This is a genomic window from Albidovulum salinarum (assembly GCF_025673475.1).
Lineage (GTDB): Bacteria > Pseudomonadota > Alphaproteobacteria > Rhodobacterales > Rhodobacteraceae > Albidovulum > Albidovulum salinarum.
This window is the reverse complement of the sequence record NZ_JAOVQO010000006.1, coordinates 183,728-201,792: the sequence shown is the minus strand read 5'-3', so window position 1 is coordinate 201,792 and position 18,065 is coordinate 183,728. Positions and strand designations below refer to the sequence as shown.

Below are 18,065 nucleotides of genomic sequence, written 5' to 3'. Positions count from 1 at the left end.
CGCGGGGGGTGCAAGAGGCAAGGTGTGAGGTAGGTCAGCCGGCCTCGAGGATCTCGAGGAAGGCGGTTCCGAACCGCTCGGCCTTGAGCGCGCCCATGCCGCCGATCCGCTCGAGGTCGTCGAGGCAGCGCGGCCGGGTCTCGGCGATCTTCCGGAGCGTCGAAGGGGTGCAGGTGAGGTACTTTCCGGTGCCGTCCTCGCCGCGCGAAAGCTCGGCCTGCGCGTTCATCAGCCGGTCGAAGACGTCGCCCTCGGCGCGACCGGCGAGCTTCATCCGCGCCGGATGCATCGCCTCGGCGGCGCCGGTGATGACCGCGAGGAACGCGGCGCCATAGCTTTCGAGCTTCTTCGCCCCGACCCCGCTCACCCGCGCCATCTGGTCGAGCGTCTCGGGCCGGGTCTCGGCCATCTCGATCAGCGTGCGGTCGGGGAAGATCACATAGGCCGGCACCCGCGCCGCCTCGGCCAGTGCCCGGCGCTTGGCCTTGAGCGCGGACAGGAGCGGCGCGTCCTCCTCGGAGACGAGGGTTTTCACCACCGGCTTGCCGGCCGCCTTGCGGATCGTGTCGCGGCGGAGCGTGATCTGCGCCTCGCCGCGCAGGATCGGGCGGGCGTCGTCGGTCATGCGGAAGGCGCCGTGGCGCTCGGGGTCGGGGCGGATCAGGTCGTGACCCATCATCTGGCGGAACACCGCCTGCCACTGCGGCTTCGGCAGGTCGCGACCGACGCCGAAGGTGGGCAGATCGTCATGGCGGCGTTGCCGCACCTTGTCGGTGGCGGTACCGGTCAGGATGTCGATGAGATGCCCCGCGCCGAAACTCTCGCCGGTCCTGAGGATCGCGGAAAGCGCCTTCCTGACCGCATCGGTGCCGTCGAACACCTCCGGCGCGGTGTCGCAGAGGTCGCAGGCGCCGCAGGGTCCGGCCTCTTCGCCGAAATACCCCAGAAGCCGCTGGCGCCGGCAGGAGGTCGCCTCGGCGAGGCCGAGAAGCGCGTTGAGCCGCGCATGGTCGGCGGCCTTGCGGTCGGCGGGCGCCAGCCCCTCGTCGACCTGGGCGCGGCGGAGGCGGATGTCGTCGGGGCCGTAGAGCGTCAGCGTCTCGGCCGGGGCGCCATCGCGGCCGGCGCGGCCGATCTCCTGGTAATAGGCCTCGATCGACTTCGGCAGGTCGGCATGGGCGACCCAGCGGATGTCGGGCTTGTCGATCCCCATGCCGAAGGCCACGGTGGCGACGACGATCAGCCCGTCCTCGCGCTGGAACCGCGCCTCGACCTCGCGGCGGTCGTCGGGATCCATGCCGCCGTGATAGTGGCAGGCGGCGTGGCCCTCCTCACGCAAGGCCTGCGACAGCGTCTCGGTCTTGGCCCGCGTCGCGGTGTAGACAATTCCCGACTGGCCGCGCCGCGCGGCGGCGAAGGCGAGGATCTGGCGGCGCGGCTGGTCCTTCACCTCGAAGGCGAGGTGGATATTGGGCCGGTCGAAGCCGCGCAGGAAGGTCGCGGGTTCGGCCCCGTCGAAGAGCCGGGTGACGATCTCGGCCCGCGTCTCCTCGTCGGCGGTGGCGGTGAAGGCGGCAAGCGGCACGTTCAGCGTGCGGCGCAGCTCGCCGATCCTGAGGTAGTCTGGGCGGAAGTCATGGCCCCACTGGCTGACGCAATGCGCCTCGTCGACCGCGATCAGGCTGGTGCCGATGCGGCGAAGAAGCGTCAGCGTGCCGCCCGAGGCGAGCCGCTCCGGTGCCATGTAGAGCAGTTTCAGCCGCCCCTCGTCGAGCGCCGCGAAGACCGCCTCGGTCTCCTCCTCGGTATTGCCCGACGTGAGCGCGCCCGCCGCGACGCCCGCCTCGCGCAGGGCCCGGACCTGGTCGCGCATCAGCGCGATGAGGGGCGAGATCACCACCGTCACGCCCTCGCGCAGGAGCGCCGGCAGCTGGTAGCAGAGCGACTTGCCGCCGCCCGTCGGCATGATCGCGAGCGTGTTCTGGCCGCCCGCGACAGCGGCCACGATTTCCGACTGGCCGGGACGGAAGGCGTCAAATCCGAAGACGGAGGAAAGCAGTCCCTCGGCGCGGGTCATTGGCTCGCGGTTCTTGTTGGCTCGATTTCCCGACCCTCTCACACGAGCCGGGAAGGGGCAAGGCTCAGTAGCCGTAGAAGAAGCCGGCGTTGTTGACGAGCGTCTGCTGGATGATGATCAGCAGGATGAAGGCGACCAGGGGCGCGAGGTCGAGCCCCGGCGTCTGTGGCAGGATCCGGCGGATCGGGGCGTAGACCGGCTCCAGCAGGCGGCTCAGCCCGTACCAGATCTGCGAGACCATCGGCTGGCGGATGTTCAGGACCTGGAAGTTGATCAGCCACGACATGATGATATGGGCGATCATGATGAACCAGATCACGTTGAGGATCAGCATCAGCGCCTGAAACAACGACTGCATGAGGGGCTCCGGCCGGTTGGGTCGGCCCAGAGGTAAGCCGCCCGCCGGGCTTGTGCAACCTCGTAACGCCACGTCGCGGCTTGACCTGCGGGCAGTGTTGCCCGAGGTGCTGGTGGAAACCTGCCGGGAGAGCCCCGATGTACCCCTTCGTCCGCATGGCCAACGAGCTTTGGACCAGCCGCCGCCAGCCGCGGCTCGGCCTGACCGAGCCGCATGTCTCGCATCACATCTGCTGGCCCTGGGATCTCGATCTCTGGGTCGAGCTCAACAACGGCCGGACGCTGACGCTGTTCGATCTCGGGCGGATCCCGCTGGCGATGCGGACCGGTCTCGTCGACGTGCTGAGGCGCAAGGGCTGGTCGATCACGGTGGCGGGCAACTCGCTGCGCTACCGGCGCCGGGTCCGGATGTTCGACCGGGTGGAAATGGTCAGCCGCTGCATCGGCTGGGACGAGCGCTTTCTTTACATGGAGCAGAGCATGTGGCGCGGCGACGACTGCACGAGCCACATGCTCCTGCGCTCGGCGGTGACCTCGCGCGCCGGCATCGTGCCGCCCGCGGAGGTGCTGGCAGCCCTCGGCCGCGACGAGGAAAGCCCGGAGCTGCCCGGCTGGGTCCGGGCCTGGATCGCCGCCGACGCGACGCGGCCCTGGCCGCCCGAGCGCGCGCTGTCGGGGCCTCCGGACCGGAGCGCCGCCTGACGCGGGGTCACTTGCGTTCGCGCGGCTTTTCCGTCTTGATCCCGTTAAAGCGAGCGGGGGCAGGCATGACGGTTTCGGCGCGGAAGCGGATCTGGGGCTGGTGGTTCTTTGACTGGGCAAGCCAGCCCTATGCGACATTGCTTCTCACCTTCGTCTTCGGCCCCTATTTCGCCGAGGTGGCGCGGGCGCATTTCGCGGGTCAGGGCATGGATGCCGAGGCCGCGGGCGCGGCGGCGCAGGCCTATTGGGGCTGGGGCCAGACCGTCTCCGGCGTCCTCATCGCCTGCCTCGCCCCGATCCTCGGCGCGGTGGCCGACCAGTCGGGCCGGCGCATGCTCTGGATCTGGATCTTCTCGGCCTGCTACGTGGTGGGCGCCTGGATGCTGTGGAACCTGGCGCCGGGCGAGCCCGACCTCCTGCGCGCGATGGTCTTCTTCGGCATCGGCCTGATCGGCATGGAATTCGCCACGATCTTCACCAACTCGCTGATGCCGGGGCTGGCGGGGGACGCCGAGATGGGCCGGGTCTCGGGCTCGGGCTTCGCCTTCGGCTATCTCGGCGGGATCATCTCGCTCGCGATCATGCTGGTCTTCTTCGTCGCCGAACCGTCGGGCCAGACGCGCGCCGGGCTCGCGCCGGGCCTTGGCCTGCTCGACTACACGGCGCGTGAGGATGCGCGCGCGGTCGGACCCTTCACGGCGCTCTGGTACGCGGTCTTCATGGTGCCGTTCTTCCTCTGGGTGCGCGAGCCCCGGACCGCCTCCCGAGGCATTCATATCGGCCGGGCCATGTCGGACCTCTGGCAGCTCCTGAAATCGCTCAAGGTGCGCCGAAGCCTCGCCGCCTATCTCCTCTCGTCGATGTTCTACCGCGACGCGCTGAACGCGCTCTACGCGTTCGGTGGCGTCTATGCCTCGGGCGTGCTCGGCTGGTCGATCGGCAAGATCGGCCTCTTCGGCGTCGTCGCCGCGGTCTCGGCCGCGCTCTTCAGCTGGCTCGGCGGCAAGATGGACAGCGCGAAGGGGCCGAAACCGGTGATCATGCTGTCGATGGTCGTTCTGATCGCGGTCTGCCTCGTCATCGCCGGCATGTCGCGCGAGGCGTTCTACGGGGTTCCCTTCGCGGCGGGCTCGACGGCGCCGGACACCATCTTCTACATCTGCGGCATCGTGATCGGCGCGGCTGGCGGCACGCTGCAGGCGTCGAGCCGCACGATGATGGTCTTTCACACATCGGCCGCGCGCGCGACCGAGGCCTTCGGGCTCTACGCGCTCTCGGGCAAGGCCACTGCCTTTGTGGGGCCGTTCTCGGTCGCTGTCTTCACCACACTCAGCGGCTCGCAGCGGATCGGCATCGCGATACCGTTGATCGCGCTCTTCCTTCTTGGCATGCTGCTCCTGAGCTGGGTCAATCCCCGGGGTGAACGATAAAGCGCGAGAGGCAGGCATGATCGGACGGGCCTTCGGCATTCTGGCAATCCTTGGCACACTTGCGGCGCCGGCGGCGGCCGAGCCCCGGGCGAACCAGCTGTTCGGCGCCAAGCGCACCGCCTCGGCGCATCAGCCGGCCTCGATCGGCACCTATGCCAAGGGCTGCGGCGCGGGGCTTGTGCAACTGCCCGAGAGCGGCCCGACGTGGCAGGCGATGCGGCTCAGCCGCAACCGCAACTGGGGCCATCCGGCGCTGGTGCAGTTCGTCGTCGACCTCTCGGCCCATGCCCGCAAGCTCGGCTGGGCCGGGCTCTATATCGGCGACATGAGCCAGCCGAGGGGCGGGCCGATGACCTCGGGACATTCGAGCCACCAGATCGGGCTCGATGCCGATATCTGGATGCTGCCGCCCGCGCGGCTCGACCTCAGCCGGGGCGAGCGCGAGAAGGTCAGCTCGGCCTCGGTCCGCACCGCCGACCAGAAGCGCGTGAACGGCAACTGGAGCGCGACGCACCATCGGCTGCTTGCCGCCGCGGCCTCGGACCCGCGGGTCGACCGCATCTTCGTCGCCGCCGCGGTGAAGATCGAGATGTGCAAGGGCGCGCGCGCCTCCGACCGCAAGTGGCTGCAGAAGATCCGCCCGCTCTACGGTCATGACAGCCATTTCCATGTCCGCCTGAAATGCCCCAAGGGCTCGCCCGGCTGTCGGACCCAGACACCGACCGTGGCCGAGCTTTCGAAGGGCGGCGACGGCTGCGACGAGACCCTGACCTGGTGGGTCACCACCTATCTCGATGAGCTGAAGAACCCGCCGAAGGGGCCGAAGGGACCGCGCAAGAGGGGTGCGCGGGATTACACGATGGCCGATCTGCCGCGCCAATGCGCCGCCGTACTCGCCTCGGACTGACGCTGGCACTGGTCTCGGCGCAAGCCGTGGCCGCTGCCGCCGCGCCGCGGGCGCAGCTTGTCGGATCCTATGACTGGGAGGTGGCGGACGCGGGTTTCGGCGGCTTCTCCGGGCTGGACATCTCCGCGGACGGCGTCCTGTTCATTGCGGTTTCCGACAGCGGCGCGACCGTGGAGGGGCAGTTCCAGCGTGATCCGGATGGCAGGGTGACGGCCGTCTCGGCCGGACCGGTCGTGAAGTTGCTGGCCCCGGACGGAGAACGACTGCGCTCGGCAAAGGCAGATTCAGAGGGGGTGGCCCTCGCGCCTGGCGGCGGCTTCTACCTGTCGTTCGAGCTTTTCGACCGGGTCGCATACTACCCTGGCCGGCGCCAACCGTCGGAGCGCGAACTCCGCGCGGAGGTCTTTGCCGACCTGGAATACAATTCCGGCCTCGAGGCTCTGGCGATCGACGCCGAGGGCACGCTCTACACCTTGCCCGAACGGTCTGGCGCGAAGGGCCGTCCGTTCCCGGTGTTCCGCTACCGCAACGAGGCATGGGACCAGCCGTTCGCGATCCGCCGCGATCCCGGCTGGCTGCCGGTCGGCGCCGATTTCGGACCAGATGGGCGGCTCTATCTTCTCGAACGCGACTTCTGGCCAGCTCTCGGATTCAAGAGCCGGGTCCGCCGCTTCACGATCGCCGACGACCGCATCGCGGCCGAGGAGACGGTGCTCGAGACCAGCGCCGGGGTACATGACAATCTCGAGGGCATCGCGGTCTGGCGCGACCCCGCCGGGGCGACCCGGCTGACGATGATCGCGGACGACAATTTCCTGCCGGTGCAACGGACCGAGATCGCGGACTACCGGATCGAGGAATGACCCCCTTGCATCTCGGCACGCACACGGAGCGCGCATGACCCGCAGATTGATCCCCGGCATCCTCGCCATGGCGGCGATCGTCGTCGCCTCGAACATCCTCGTGCAGTTCCTCTTCGGCCAGTGGCTGACCTGGGGCGCCTTCACCTATCCCTTCGCCTTCCTCGTTACAGACCTCGCGAACCGCCTGCAGGGTCCCGCCGCCGCGCGCCGGGTGGTTGTGGCGGGCTTCCTCGTCGGCCTCGCCTGCTCGCTCGTCGGCACGCAGATCGCGGGCGAGTTCGGCCCGCTCGTGACCTGGCGGATCGCGATCGGATCGGGGCTCGCCTTCCTCACCGCCCAGATGGTCGATGTCGGGATCTTCGACCGCCTGCGCGAGGGCCGCTGGTGGCGGGCGCCGCTGGTCTCGACGCTGGCGGGATCCTCGCTCGACACGGCGATCTTCTTCTCGGTCGCCTTCTCCGGGGCGTTGGGGTTTCTCGAGCCGGGCAATGACGTGAGCTGGGCGGGAGAGGTCTTGCCGATGCTCGGGATCGGACCGGAGGCGCCGCTCTGGATGTCGCTGGCGGTCGCCGACTGGCTGGTCAAGCTTGCGCTCGCGCTTGTTGCGCTCGTGCCGTTTCGGCTGATTGTTGCAAGATTGACGGAAAAAGTTGTGTGAAAAGTTTTGACAAACACCAAATCTGTGGCACGCTACTGTTAACGGCAACGCAGCGAAAGGAGGTGATCCAGTGTCGAGAGTGATATTGGAGAGAGGTGTCGGGACAGTCAGGGGGGCCGTGGCCTGAGGGCAAACCCTAGGGTTAAGAACCCTGACTGGGCCGGTCGATCTTCGACACCCTAACTGGCCCATCTCCGTAGATCTCGGAGGGCCGTTCCTAATCGGAACGGCCCTTTCCGTATCGCTGCCTGGGGCGCGACGCGCCTGTCGCCGCTACCCGAGATCCCGCCGATCCTGAGCATCGACAAAGCGCTGCCGCAGGATACGTTGGCGATCCCCGGCGAGCGCAGCCTCCATCACGCCCGAGAGCACGCCGCGCACCTTCAGGTGCGGCACGAGGTCGAAATGCCCGAGACCGGGAAAGAGCAACTGGTCGGTCCCGGTCTGGCAGGGAAAGTGCCTCGCATGCGGCAGATCGTCGACCGCGCCGTGGAAGAGGCAGGTCCGATCGCCGCCGGCTGCGGGAAGTGGCGCGGTCGGCCAGTCGATCCGGGACAGGCGCGCGGTCCAGCGCGCCCAGCGGTCTTCGCCAGGGACCACGCCTGGCATCACCGACCATTGCGGAGAGAAGGCGACCACCACGTCCACCGGCAGGGTCCGGGCCGCAACGAGCGCCGAGAAGGCGCCCATCGACTGGCCTGTGGTGGCGATCTGTGTGACCGGTGCCCGCGCCGCCACGCGATCCAGAGCGCGCCGCAGCACCGGGGCGAAACCGGGATCGTTGCCCCAACTGCGGCTCTCGTCCATGACGAACAGCGCCCGTCGGGGTGAGGCCCCGGTGCCGCGGCCAATGGCGGTCGCCACGAATTCGGGAGAGGGCCGGCGCGCCGGATCGTGGCCGATCAAGGAGAAGGCGATCACCAGATCGCCCCCCTCGCCGCCGAGATGATCGATGAAGAAGAGCGGTTCGTCGAGGAGAGGTTCGAGCCTCACGCGCCCGGCCTGCCGACGCGTGCCGCACCAGGACGTGGGGCTCGTGCTTCCGTTGGTGTCGATACCACGCGTATCATCTCCGCTCGGACAAGGCAGTGATCTTGGCAAGGCCGGCGCCGGCGTTCAAGATCGGCTGGCGGGATCCCTTCGCGCCGACGCATGGACACGGGTCGGGCGCCCACCTAAGACCGGAACCATGCTGCGCATCGACGACGAGATCACCATCGCCGACTGGGAACTGACCGAGAGCTTCAGCCGCTCTTCCGGGCCGGGCGGACAGAACGTCAACAAGGTCGAGACCGCGGTCGAGCTCCGCTTCGAGGCCGAGCGCAGCCCGAATCTGGCGGAGCCGGTCAAGAAGCGGCTGAAGCGGCTCGCCGGTCGGCGCTGGACCAATGACGGCGCCATCGTGATCCGCGCCGAGGAGACCCGCAGCCAGATGCGCAACCGCGAACTGGCCCGCGAGCGGCTGGTCGAGCTGATCCGCGCCGCGCTTGTCGCGCCGAAGCGGCGGATCGCGACCAGGCCGACGCTCGGCAGCCAGCGGCGGCGGCTCCAGGCCAAGACCGCGCGCGGCCAGGTCAAGGCGCTGCGCGGGAAGGTCGAGGAGGATTGACCCCGGTCCGGTGGCAAAGCCCACCTGCCGCGCGGATCGGCCACAATGGCGCAACATGTGGCACTGCGGCGGTCGGCGGCGCAGACAGCGCGAGATGAAGCGTGTTTAATGTGGGCAATGTGAGCGTACCGAGCGGGACTGACCGGACAACATGCTGAAGAAGGCCGCCATGCTTGTATCGGGTAACGCGCTCGGCTCGGCGCTTCTGCTGGCACGCAACCTGATCGTCGCGCGGCTCGTGAGCCCCGAGGACTACGGCATCGCCGCGACCTTCGCGATCGTCATGTCGGTCGTCGAGATGCTGTCGCAGTTCGGGCTGAGCCAGATGATCGTCGTCGACAAGGACGGCGACGATCCGCGGTTCCAGAGCGTGATGCAGGGCTTCCAGCTGGCGCGCGGCGTCTTCGCGAGCCTCGTCCTGTTGGTGATCGCCCATCCGACCGCGCGCTTTCTCGGCATCGAGCATGTCGCCTGGGCCTACCAGGTCATCGCCGTGGTCCCGCTGATCAATGGTTTGCAGCATTTCGACATCCACCGGCTCAAGCGCCACCTGAACTTCCGGCCGTTCATCCTGTCGCAGTCGATTCCGCCGCTGGTCGCGCTGCTCGCGATCTGGCCGCTGGCGCTTCTTTATGGCGACTACCGGATCATGCTGATCTCGCTTCTGGTGCAGGCGGGGGCGATGGCGCTCCTGTCGCATCTCGCGGCCGAGCGGCGCTACCAGATCGGCTTCGACCTCGCGCTGATCCGGCGCGCGACGGTGTTCGGCTGGCCGCTCCTCATCAACGGGGCGCTCCTGTTCGGCGTCTTCTACGGCGAGCGGGTGATCGTCGGGCGCGAGCTCGGCATGGCGGCGCTCGGGGTCTTTTCGATGGCGGTCACGCTGACGCTGACGCCGACCCTGGTCATGGCCAATGCCAACCAGTCGGCCTTCCTGCCGCATCTGAGTTCGGCGCGCGAGCGCCCGGCCGCGTTCCAGTGGCTCGGCGTGGCGGCGGTGGAGGCGGGGCTGGCGGCGGGGCTCGTCCTTCTGCTCGGAATCGTCCTCTTGGGCGGCCCCGTGGTCCATCTGCTGCTCGGCGAGAAATACGCGGCGATCCTGCCGCTTCTCGTGCCCGTCGCGGTGCTGCAGGCGGTCCGTATGGCCAAGACCGGCAGCACGACCGTCGCGCTGTCGCGCGAGCTCACCGGCAACGCGGTCGCGGCGAACCTGCTCAGGGTGTCGTCGCTGCCGGTCTCCTGGCTCGTGGTGCACCGTACCGGCGACGTGATGCTCCTGATCTGGATTGCCGTTGGCGCGGAGGTCCTTGGCTATCTCCTGTCGCTCCATCTCGCGGCGCGGCGCACCGGGCTCAAGCTCGGCCCGGTCGTGCTGCCCTCGCTGCTCGCCGCGCTGACCTGCGCCGCGGCGCTCGCGGTTGACGGCTTCGAACCGACGCTGCCCGATCTCGCCGGTCACCTGCTGCGTTGGCCGCTTCTGGTAGTCATGGTCTGCGGCCTGGCCGCGCTTGCCTCCATGAAGGCGTTGCGGGGCTACATCTTCCGGCAGATCCGCAACCGCGCCGCCTGAGCGCCGCGGTGCGAATGCCCCGCCCCGGCCGCGCTACGATTGGATGCGGCGCTGGCCGACGATCGCGGCGGGGTTGCCGGCGACGATCGCGTTCGCGGGAATGTCGGTGCGCACGACCGCGCCCGCGCCGATGATCGCGCCATCGCCGATGGTGACCCCGGCCAGCACCACCGCGCCGTAACCGAGCCAGACGTCGCGACCGATGCGGACGGTCGCCTCGTTCATCGCCTGGTCGGTGACCGGGCTGCCGTCGTTGTAGCGATAGCTCGCCGCCGTCACCATCACCGAGGGCGCAATCAGCGCGTCGGAGCCGATCTCGATCCGCGCCGCGCCGGGTCCGGCCCAGAGGCTGGTGTTCGCGCCGACATGGACGCGGTCGCCGATCACGATGTTCTGGCCGTTGGAAAAGCTCGCGGTCGGGCTGATGCTCACCCCCTGGCCACGGGTGACTTTCCGCAGTTCGGCGACATGGGTGTAATTGTAGTAGTTCAGCACTTTGACCGCATGGGCATAGGCGCGCGGGTCGAGCGCCGCGCGGATGAGCCGGCCGAGCCGCTGCAGCCGGCTCGTGCGGGTCTTGTGGATCCTGTCACTCGTCATGCGGTCATCTCGCGGCCGAAGCGTCCCGTGCAGGAGAGCGGAAATCGCGCCGCCGGTAAACCGGTTCTTGCGCCGCCCCCGGCATTCCGCGTGCGCGGCTCTGGCCGGCGGCTCGGTCGAACGTTAGCATGGCCGCAATCCGGAACGGATCGTCGCGGAGAACGAACCGAGGGAATGACGGGACGCGGGAGAGAGTGATGAGTGCGAGTGCCGTGCGACGCGTCCTGATCGTCGTCGAGAACCTGCCGGTGCCGCTGGACCGCCGGGTCTGGCTCGAGGCGACGACGCTCGCCGCAGCGGGCTACGAGGTCAGCGTGATCTGCCCGACCGGGCGCGGCTGGGATCTTCACCGCGAGGTGATCGAGGGCATCCACATCTACCGCTATCCCGAACCGCCCGAGGCGCATTCGGGCGCTGTGGCCTACGCCAGGGAATACCTCCATTCGATCTATCACTGGTTCCGGCTCGCGCGCGAGGTCCGGCGCGAACGCGGCTTCGACGTGATCCAGGGCTGCAACCCGCCCGACCTCATCTTCCTGCTCGCGCTCTGGTACCGGCCGCGCGGCGTGCGTTACCTCTTCGACCATCACGACGTCTGCCCCGAGCTCTTCGAGGCGAAGTTCGGCAAGCGCGGCCTGCTGTACCGGGTCATGCGGATCTGGGAGCGGATGACCTTCGCCTGCGCCGCCGTTTCGATCGCCACCAACGAGAGCTTCCGCGAGATCGCGATCCGCCGGGGCGGCATGGCGGCCGAGGACGTGTTCGTCGTCCGTTCCGCCCCGAAGGTCGAGAAGTTCGAGATCCGCCCCGCCGATCCGGTGGTGCGCAAGGGCGCGGGCACGGTGATGGGCTATGTCGGCGTGATCGGCCAGCAGGAGGGGATGGACCTCCTCGTTGCCGCGGCCGATCACCTGATCCGCGGGTTCGGGTATCGGGACGTGCATTTCCTCATCGTCGGCTTCGGGCCGGAGCTTCCCAACGTCGAGGCCGACGTGGCGCGTCGCGGGCTCGGGGCGCATTTCACCTTCACCGGGCCGCTCTATGGCGAGGACCTGCTGCGCGCACTCAACAGCTGCGATATCGGCGTCTCGCCCGACCCGAAGAACGCGATGAACGACATCTCCACCATGAACAAGGTCATGGAATACATGACGCTGGAGAAGCCGGTTGTGCAGTTCGACCTGAAGGAGGGGCGCGCCTCGGCCGAGGAGGCGTCGCTCTATGCCCGCGCCAACGAGCCGGAGGATTTCGCGTCGAAGATCGCCGCGCTGATCGACGCGCCGGAGGAGCGGGCGCGGATGGGCCGGATCGGCCGCGCGCGGGTCATGGAGCGGCTGAGCTGGGCGCATTCGGCGCCCCGGCTCCTCGCCGCCTATGACCGGATCTTCGCGAAGATCGGCCGCTGACCGTGGGGCGGTTTCCGGCTCAGGGCCGGAAACTGAAATCCCGGTCGAGCGACAGGAACACGGCGTTGGAACGCGCGTCGCCCGAAGCCCCGGAATCCTGCAGGTCGCGCAGCACGACGCCGCCCGTCAGGTCCCAGTCCTGGGTGAGGGCGCGCGAATAGCTGGCGTTGAACGAGGTCCGCGTCACCGTCGGCGCGGTATTCGTACCGGCGGGCTCGGAATGGCCCCAGTTCAGCGACATGTTGATCCGCGAGACGCTGTCGATGATGTAACCGTAGCCGAGCCGGACCCGGGTATCGATCACGTCGTTGCTGAGCGAGTCGGTCGAGAGCCCGCGGTCGACCGCCAGGGTGACGGTGCTGTTGCGCAACTGCTGCCCATAAGCGAGCGAGCCGATCACGAAGACCTCGCCCGAGGGCGAATCCGCGGCGCCCAGTGTCGCCGAGAGCGTACCGGTGGGCAGTTGCAGGTCGCGTCCGAAGCGGAGCGTCTGGGTCCTGCCGTTCTCGTTGATGCTGGAATCGGCCGACACGAAGGCGGTGCCGTTGGACATCACCTTGGTCAGTTGCAGAGAGCCGGTGATACCATCGCGCGTGGTCGTGCCGAAGATCGTGTCGGTTTCCACGTCGGTCCAGCCGATCTGGGCGTCGAGCAGCAGAACCGGGTTTATATCCTGCGTGACGCCCAGCGTGTAGTCGAGCGTCCGGCGATCGGTCTGGACGGTGTCGTCGGCGGTATAGTCCTCTATCGAGGCGCCGAGGCGCAGTTGGGTCACCGGCGACACGCGCATCGACACGCCCGCTGCGGCCTGGTCGGTCTGGTTGTCGACCAGAGCGGGATCGGTGACATTCGTGTAGGTCTGCTCGTCATGATCGACCGAGAGGTTGAAACCGATCGGATCGTTGATGCCGGTCTGCAAGGCGGCGCCGTAAGACTTCGTCTTGAGCTGTCCGCCGCCACCGAGCAGCACGTTGGAGATTGGATCTACCTGCTCGACCAGGAACGGGTCGAGAAAATCCCTGTCGACATCACGAAAGCGACCGTAGGCCGTCAGCACGCTGTTGCCGGTGTCGCGCCGGTACCGAAACTTTACGGTAGGGTCTTCGAAGCCGCTTGCCGAGCTTCCGGCAAAATCGGCGAAGCGGTAGACCCCCGACGCGTCGAGCCTGAAATCGTCGATCGCCGTGATGTTCGACACGCCGACCCTGAGCGTGTTGTCGAAGACCGTGCTGTCGCCTGGGCTGACGGGATCCAGCCCGAAGTTGTCGTCGTACGTCACCTTGGATTCGATGTTGACGTCGACCTGGAGCCCCCCGGCCGGAGCCGTGCTGGCGGCCGGCGGAGCTGTGCCGGCGACAGGCGCGGTCACCGTTGCCGTGCCGGGTGCCGGCGTCACGCCGATCACCGCGGGCGATCCCGGAATCGCAACCGCGCTCCCCTGCTGTGGGAGCGCGGCTCCGGGCCAGAGAGTTGCTGTTACCGCGAGGGTTGCGATCCCCGTCCTGGTTGTCCCCACTTTTCCTGCCTTTACTCGAAGAGCCTGCGCTCGGGTACCACGATGACGTCGCCCTCACGAAGGACGATCGACGGGGCTTGGGCGCCCGCTTTCACCGCATTGTAGTTGTAGCGATAGACCTTTTCCGTCCCGGTTGCCTTGTCGACGCGGCGCAGCTGGATGCGCTTGGCCGCCGCGAACCTGGTCAGGCCGCCGGTCTCGGCAAGGAACTGCAGCAGCGTCGTTCCCTTTGCGACGTCGCGGCGGCCCTGGGTCGTGACCTCGCCGAGCGCGTAGATCGCGATCGTCGGGCCAACCGCGATGCTTGCCGCGGCGGCTTGCGCGTTGGCCGCATTCACCGCCGTGGTCATGGGATTGAGCTGGCCGACCGAGAGGAACACCGTGGGCGGAGAGGCGAAGTTCGACGCGAGCGCGCTAGTGATCGACGAGCGCAGCCCCTCGACCGTCTGGCCGGTGGCGCGCACGGTTCCGACCAGCGGCAGGCTGACGGTGCCGTCCGGAAGGACCAGCAGGCTGCGGTTGAGGCTCGGATCCTCGAGCACCTCCATCTGCAGGAGATCGCCCGCCTGAATCCGATAACCACTCTGCGCCCAGGCGGCGGGAACGAGGAGAACAGCGACTAAAAGGCCCAACAGTGTTCTGAACATTTCTCACATCCATTGAGGTACGAATCATCAAAAGGGTACGGGGAAACCCCGTCAGGTCAAATCGTTAACTTTCTGACAGCCTAGATGATTCAACCCTGCGGCTATTGCGCGACAGGTCAGTATCCCGTGCCTTTCAGGACGACCCGCACGGTCGCGAGGAGGATTTTTACGTCAGTCTGGAGCGACAGGGTCTCATCGTAGAGCCGGTCGAAATCCGAGCGTTTGGCGAACGTGGTCTCGTTGCGGGCGGAGACCTGCCAGGGACCGGTAACGCCGGGGCGCAGCGTGTAATAGGCGGTTCCGTCGTAGAGCACGCGCTGGCTCGGCATGAAGGGGCGCGGGCCGACCAGCGACATCTGCCCCAGCACCACGTTCCACAGCTGCGGCAGTTCGTCGAGCGAGGTCTTGCGCAGGATCCGCCCGATCCAGGTGATCCGCGGATCGTCCTTTAGTTTCTGGGTGCTGTTCCATTCCAGCCGCGCCTCGGCGTTGCGCGACAGGTAGTGCTCGAGCCGGCGTTCGGCGTCGGGCACCATCGTGCGCAGCTTGAGCATGCGGAACTCGCGCCCGCCGCGGCCGACCCGCGGACTGAAGTAGAACGGCGCGGATCCGTCGAGCGCCACGAGCAGCGCAAGGAACGCCACGAGCGGCACCGCCAAGCCGGCCGTGAGCAGAACGAGGGTGAGATCGAGGACGCGTTTGAGCCCGTTCCGGTAAAGGCCGGTCCGCATCACGCGAACCGCTGCGTCGGGCTTGTTGCCCGACAAGTCGAATTCGTCCGACACGTCATTGACCTGAAGCGTCATGCCACACCGCTCCGTTTCGGAACGCGCGCATTCTGCGCGCGAGCGGCCGGCAGGGCCCGAATAGCCTGTGCCTTCCGTCCATGAGACGGTCACCACCCGTAGTCATTCATATCATTGAATGGCTAATTTCGAAATCGGCATTTCCCAATTCGCCAGCCGGTCGGCCACAGCCCGCGCGAAATGCCTGTACCCGGCCCGGTTGCGCGCCTTTTCGCCCAAAGCGCCGCGCTATCTGTTTCTGAATGTGATACAGTGAACGGGATTTCGTCGATTGATGAGGTTGGCTTACGATTATTGAGGTCCGCACGGCGCTGCGAATCGACGCACCAGTGCGAGACTTGCTATGAATAATTGCGGTACGGCCAAAGGTTGAGTCATCGCAGCACCATTTACGCGATGAGTTCAGGGCTGCTACGATTGGAAAAGGCATTGCGGGCAGCCGCACGGCGCAACGGAGCCCGGCTTCGAATGGTTTGTGGATGAACAAGGTCGTGGAGACCAGAGCGGAAGAGACGAGTGGCGTCGGCTTCTACATGAACTTCTTCGGGTTCCGCGAGCGCCCCTTCACGCTCGTTCCCGATCCCGACTTTCTGTTCTGGTCGCCCCAGCATCGCCGCGCCTATTCGGTGCTCGAATTCGGCATCCTGAGCCGCGCGCCGATCACCCTCGTCACCGGCGGTGTCGGCTGCGGCAAGACCACGCTCCTGCGCGAACTCCTGCGGCAGTTCGAAGAGAGCGTAACCGTCGGGTTGATCTCTAACAGCCAGGGCAACCGCGGCGAGCTGATCCAGTGGGTGCTCAACGCGCTCGGGGTGCGCTTCGATGCGGGGCAGGGCTATGTGCAGCTGTTCCAGCAGCTCCAGGATTACCTGATCGATGAATATGCCGCCGGGCGCCGGGTCGTCCTGATCTTCGACGAGGCGCAGAACCTGTCGCGCGAAAGCCTTGAAGAGCTGCGCATGCTGACCAACATCAATTCCGGCAAGGACGAGGTGCTGCAGCTCGTTCTCGTCGGCCAGCCGGAACTGCGCGAGATGGTGCTCGATCCGTCGCTGCGCCAGCTTGCCCAGCGGATCGCGGCGAGCTTCCACCTCGTTCCCCTGGACGAGCGGTCGGTGGTCGAGCTTATCGCGCACCGGCTGAGGGCGGCGGGCGGCACCGGCGCGGAGGTGACGGTGGCGGCGGCGAAGCTGGTCCACAAGGTGACCCACGGGATCCCGCGGCTGATCAACCAGCTCTGCGACATGGCACTGCTTTACGCCTGGAGCACCGACAACCACCATGTGGACGAAAGCGTCGTTCAGTCGGTTCTCGATGACGGCGTGTTCTTTGCGGCTCAGATCGCGGCAGAGGAAGAGAAGCACAAATGAATCTGGACCTGTCTTTCTACTTCGCGATCTTCCTGCGGCGGCTGCATTACTTCATCGTGATCTTCGCGCTGGTGACCGCGGCATCCGTCGCCGCGGCCCTGCTCCTGCCCCCCGTCTATTCAAGTTCGGCGCTGCTGCTTCTCGAAGGCTCGCGGATCCCCGACGCGCTGGCTGCTCCGACCGTGCAGGCCGCGGCGATGGAGAAGTTCCAGACCGTCGAGAACCGCCTGATGACGCGGGCCAACCTGATCGACATCGCGCGCCGGAACCAGGTCTTCGAGAACGTCGAGACGATGTCGCCGGACCAGACCGCCGACGCCATGCGTGGCAACACGCGGATCAACAAGAGCACCGGGCGCGGCGAGGCCACGACGATGTGGATCGAGTTCCAGGGCGAAAGCGGAGAGATCGCCGCCGCCGTGGTCGGCGACTACGTCCAGTTCATCCTCGACTACGACCTCGCCTCGCGCACGGCGAGCGCCGAGAGCACGCTCGAATTCTTCGAGAACGAGGTGAACCGGCTCGATGCCGAACTCGACCGGATGAGCGCCCGGATCCTCGATTTCCAGCAGAAGAACGCGGACGCGCTGCCTTCGACGCTGACGTTCCGTCTCGGGCAGCAAACGCTCCTGCAGGGACGGCTCGCGACGATCGAGAACGACATCGCCACGCTGAAGGACCAGAAGGCACGGATGATCGCGATCTTCCAGTCGACCGGGCAGATCAGCAATGCCACGACCGCTGGTCAGACCCCCGAGGCGCAGCAGCTCGACGCCCTGCGCTCGCAGCTGAGCGACATGCTCGCCGTGTTCGCGCCGTCGAACCCGAAGGTCCGGGTGTTGCAGCAGAAGATCGCCCAGCTCGAAGAGGTGGTGAAGGCCCAGCTTCCGGGCGACGGCAGCGCCAATCAGGCCGCAACGATGCTCGACGTCCAGCTCGCCGATCTCGACACGAGGATCGCGCTGGCCGAGGAGCAGCGGGCCAAGCTGATCGACGAACTCGCGGTCCTGCAGGACACGATCGACCGGACGCCGGCCAACCAGGTCGTACTCGACGCGCTGGTGCGCGACCAGGCCAACATCCAGCAGCAATATGATGCCGCGGTGGCGCGCCGCTCGCAGGCCGCGGCGGGCGAACGGATCCAGGTACTGGAACAGGGCGAGCGCATCTCGCTGGTCGAAACGCCGACCGTCCCGGATGGTCCGGTGAGCCCGAACCGCACCCTGATCGTGGCCGGCGGCATGCTCGCCGGCATCGTGCTCGGCATCGCGGTGATCGTGCTTCTGGAGGTGCTGAACCGATCGGTCCGGCGCCCGAAGGATCTGATCGACAGGTTCGGGATCACCCCGATCGTGACGATTCCCTATATCCGCACACCGTCCGAGACGATGCGCCGCCGCTCCGGTTTCGCGGCGGTTCTTCTGGTCGCGATCGTCGGGATTCCGGCGATCATCTACGCGGTGCACATCTACTACCAGCCGCTCGACGCGATCTTCGCGAAGGTGGCGGAAAAACTGGGGCTGAGTCTGTGATCGCACGGGCGGTGC

17 protein-coding genes are annotated in these 18,065 nt (G+C 67.3%); 10 read left to right on the top strand and 7 right to left on the bottom strand.

The genetic code is table 11. From position 1 onward, the window contains the following. Window positions 1-34: 34 nt before the first annotated feature. Window positions 35-2,077: a DNA helicase RecQ gene (gene recQ / locus OEZ60_RS08345; protein ID WP_263335009.1), complete on the bottom strand. Its 2,043-nt coding sequence runs from the start codon at window positions 2,075-2,077 to the stop codon at window positions 35-37. A gap of 64 nt (window positions 2,078-2,141) precedes the next feature. Next, on the bottom strand, window positions 2,142-2,435 hold the full coding sequence (locus OEZ60_RS08340; protein WP_263335008.1) for a YggT family protein: 294 nt from the start codon (window positions 2,433-2,435) through the stop codon (window positions 2,142-2,144). 137 nt (window positions 2,436-2,572) lie between these two features. Here OEZ60_RS08340 and OEZ60_RS08335 point away from each other — a divergent pair, with 137 nt between their 5' ends. The 5 genes from OEZ60_RS08335 to OEZ60_RS08315 all read left to right on the top strand — a co-directional run bounded on the left by OEZ60_RS08335 (window position 2,573) and on the right by OEZ60_RS08315 (window position 6,994). Further along, window positions 2,573-3,136 (top strand): acyl-CoA thioesterase, encoded by a 564-nt coding sequence (locus OEZ60_RS08335; protein WP_263335006.1) that lies wholly within the window; start codon window positions 2,573-2,575, stop codon window positions 3,134-3,136. A gap of 65 nt (window positions 3,137-3,201) precedes the next feature. Continuing rightward, window positions 3,202-4,566 (top strand): MFS transporter, encoded by a 1,365-nt coding sequence (locus OEZ60_RS08330; RefSeq protein ID WP_263335004.1) that lies wholly within the window; start codon window positions 3,202-3,204, stop codon window positions 4,564-4,566. Window positions 4,567-4,582: 16 nt separating this feature from the next. Further along, window positions 4,583-5,473, top strand: coding sequence for a penicillin-insensitive murein endopeptidase (gene mepA / locus OEZ60_RS08325; RefSeq protein ID WP_263334978.1), 891 nt, complete (start codon window positions 4,583-4,585; stop codon window positions 5,471-5,473). Then, window positions 5,446-6,336, top strand: coding sequence for an esterase-like activity of phytase family protein (locus OEZ60_RS08320; RefSeq protein WP_263334976.1), 891 nt, complete (start codon window positions 5,446-5,448; stop codon window positions 6,334-6,336). Before mepA ends, OEZ60_RS08320 begins: the two co-directional genes overlap by 28 nt. A 34-nt stretch (window positions 6,337-6,370) precedes the next feature. Then, a complete protein-coding gene (locus tag OEZ60_RS08315) occupies window positions 6,371-6,994 on the top strand; it encodes a queuosine precursor transporter (RefSeq protein WP_263334974.1) in 624 nt (207 codons plus the stop codon). Window positions 6,995-7,267: 273 nt separating this feature from the next. Here the strand turns inward: OEZ60_RS08315 and OEZ60_RS08310 are convergent, their stop codons facing one another. Continuing rightward, a complete protein-coding gene (locus OEZ60_RS08310) occupies window positions 7,268-7,987 on the bottom strand; it encodes a hypothetical protein (protein ID WP_263334972.1) in 720 nt (239 codons plus the stop codon). 196 nt (window positions 7,988-8,183) lie between these two features. On the opposite strand from OEZ60_RS08310, the gene arfB reads away from it, so the two are divergent. Beyond that, window positions 8,184-8,603 (top strand): alternative ribosome rescue aminoacyl-tRNA hydrolase ArfB, encoded by a 420-nt coding sequence (gene arfB, locus OEZ60_RS08305; RefSeq protein ID WP_263334971.1) that lies wholly within the window; start codon window positions 8,184-8,186, stop codon window positions 8,601-8,603. A 151-nt stretch (window positions 8,604-8,754) separates the two neighbouring features. After that, window positions 8,755-10,173 carry an oligosaccharide flippase family protein gene (locus OEZ60_RS08300; RefSeq protein ID WP_263334969.1) on the top strand — a complete coding sequence of 473 codons (1,419 nt, stop codon included), beginning with the start codon at window positions 8,755-8,757 and terminating at the stop codon, window positions 10,171-10,173. A gap of 33 nt (window positions 10,174-10,206) precedes the next feature. On the opposite strand, the gene OEZ60_RS08295 is transcribed toward OEZ60_RS08300, so the two are convergent. Further along, window positions 10,207-10,773, bottom strand: coding sequence for an acyltransferase (locus OEZ60_RS08295; protein ID WP_263334967.1), 567 nt, complete (start codon window positions 10,771-10,773; stop codon window positions 10,207-10,209). 197 nt (window positions 10,774-10,970) lie between these two features. On the opposite strand from OEZ60_RS08295, the gene OEZ60_RS08290 reads away from it, so the two are divergent. Next, entirely contained in the window at window positions 10,971-12,179 is a 1,209-nt protein-coding gene (locus tag OEZ60_RS08290; RefSeq protein WP_263334966.1) for a glycosyltransferase family 4 protein, read from the top strand. Window positions 12,180-12,198: 19 nt separating this feature from the next. Here OEZ60_RS08290 and OEZ60_RS08285 read toward each other — a convergent pair whose 3' ends face one another. The 3 genes from OEZ60_RS08285 to OEZ60_RS08275 form a co-directional block, all read right to left on the bottom strand. Further along, window positions 12,199-13,584 (bottom strand): hypothetical protein, encoded by a 1,386-nt coding sequence (locus OEZ60_RS08285; protein WP_263334964.1) that lies wholly within the window; start codon window positions 13,582-13,584, stop codon window positions 12,199-12,201. A 122-nt stretch (window positions 13,585-13,706) separates the two neighbouring features. After that, window positions 13,707-14,342 carry a polysaccharide biosynthesis/export family protein gene (locus OEZ60_RS08280; protein WP_263334962.1) on the bottom strand — a complete coding sequence of 212 codons (636 nt, stop codon included), beginning with the start codon at window positions 14,340-14,342 and terminating at the stop codon, window positions 13,707-13,709. Window positions 14,343-14,458: 116 nt separating this feature from the next. Continuing rightward, a complete protein-coding gene (locus tag OEZ60_RS08275; protein ID WP_263334960.1) occupies window positions 14,459-15,148 on the bottom strand; it encodes a sugar transferase in 690 nt (229 codons plus the stop codon). 479 nt (window positions 15,149-15,627) lie between these two features. On the opposite strand from OEZ60_RS08275, the gene OEZ60_RS08270 reads away from it, so the two are divergent. Both OEZ60_RS08270 and OEZ60_RS08265 read left to right on the top strand, forming a co-directional pair. After that, a complete protein-coding gene (locus tag OEZ60_RS08270) occupies window positions 15,628-16,518 on the top strand; it encodes an ExeA family protein (protein WP_263334959.1) in 891 nt (296 codons plus the stop codon). Further along, window positions 16,515-18,050, top strand: a complete 1,536-nt coding sequence (locus OEZ60_RS08265; RefSeq protein ID WP_263334957.1) for a GumC family protein — start codon at window positions 16,515-16,517, stop codon at window positions 18,048-18,050. Before OEZ60_RS08270 ends, OEZ60_RS08265 begins: the two co-directional genes overlap by 4 nt. Window positions 18,051-18,065 lie beyond the last annotated feature (15 nt).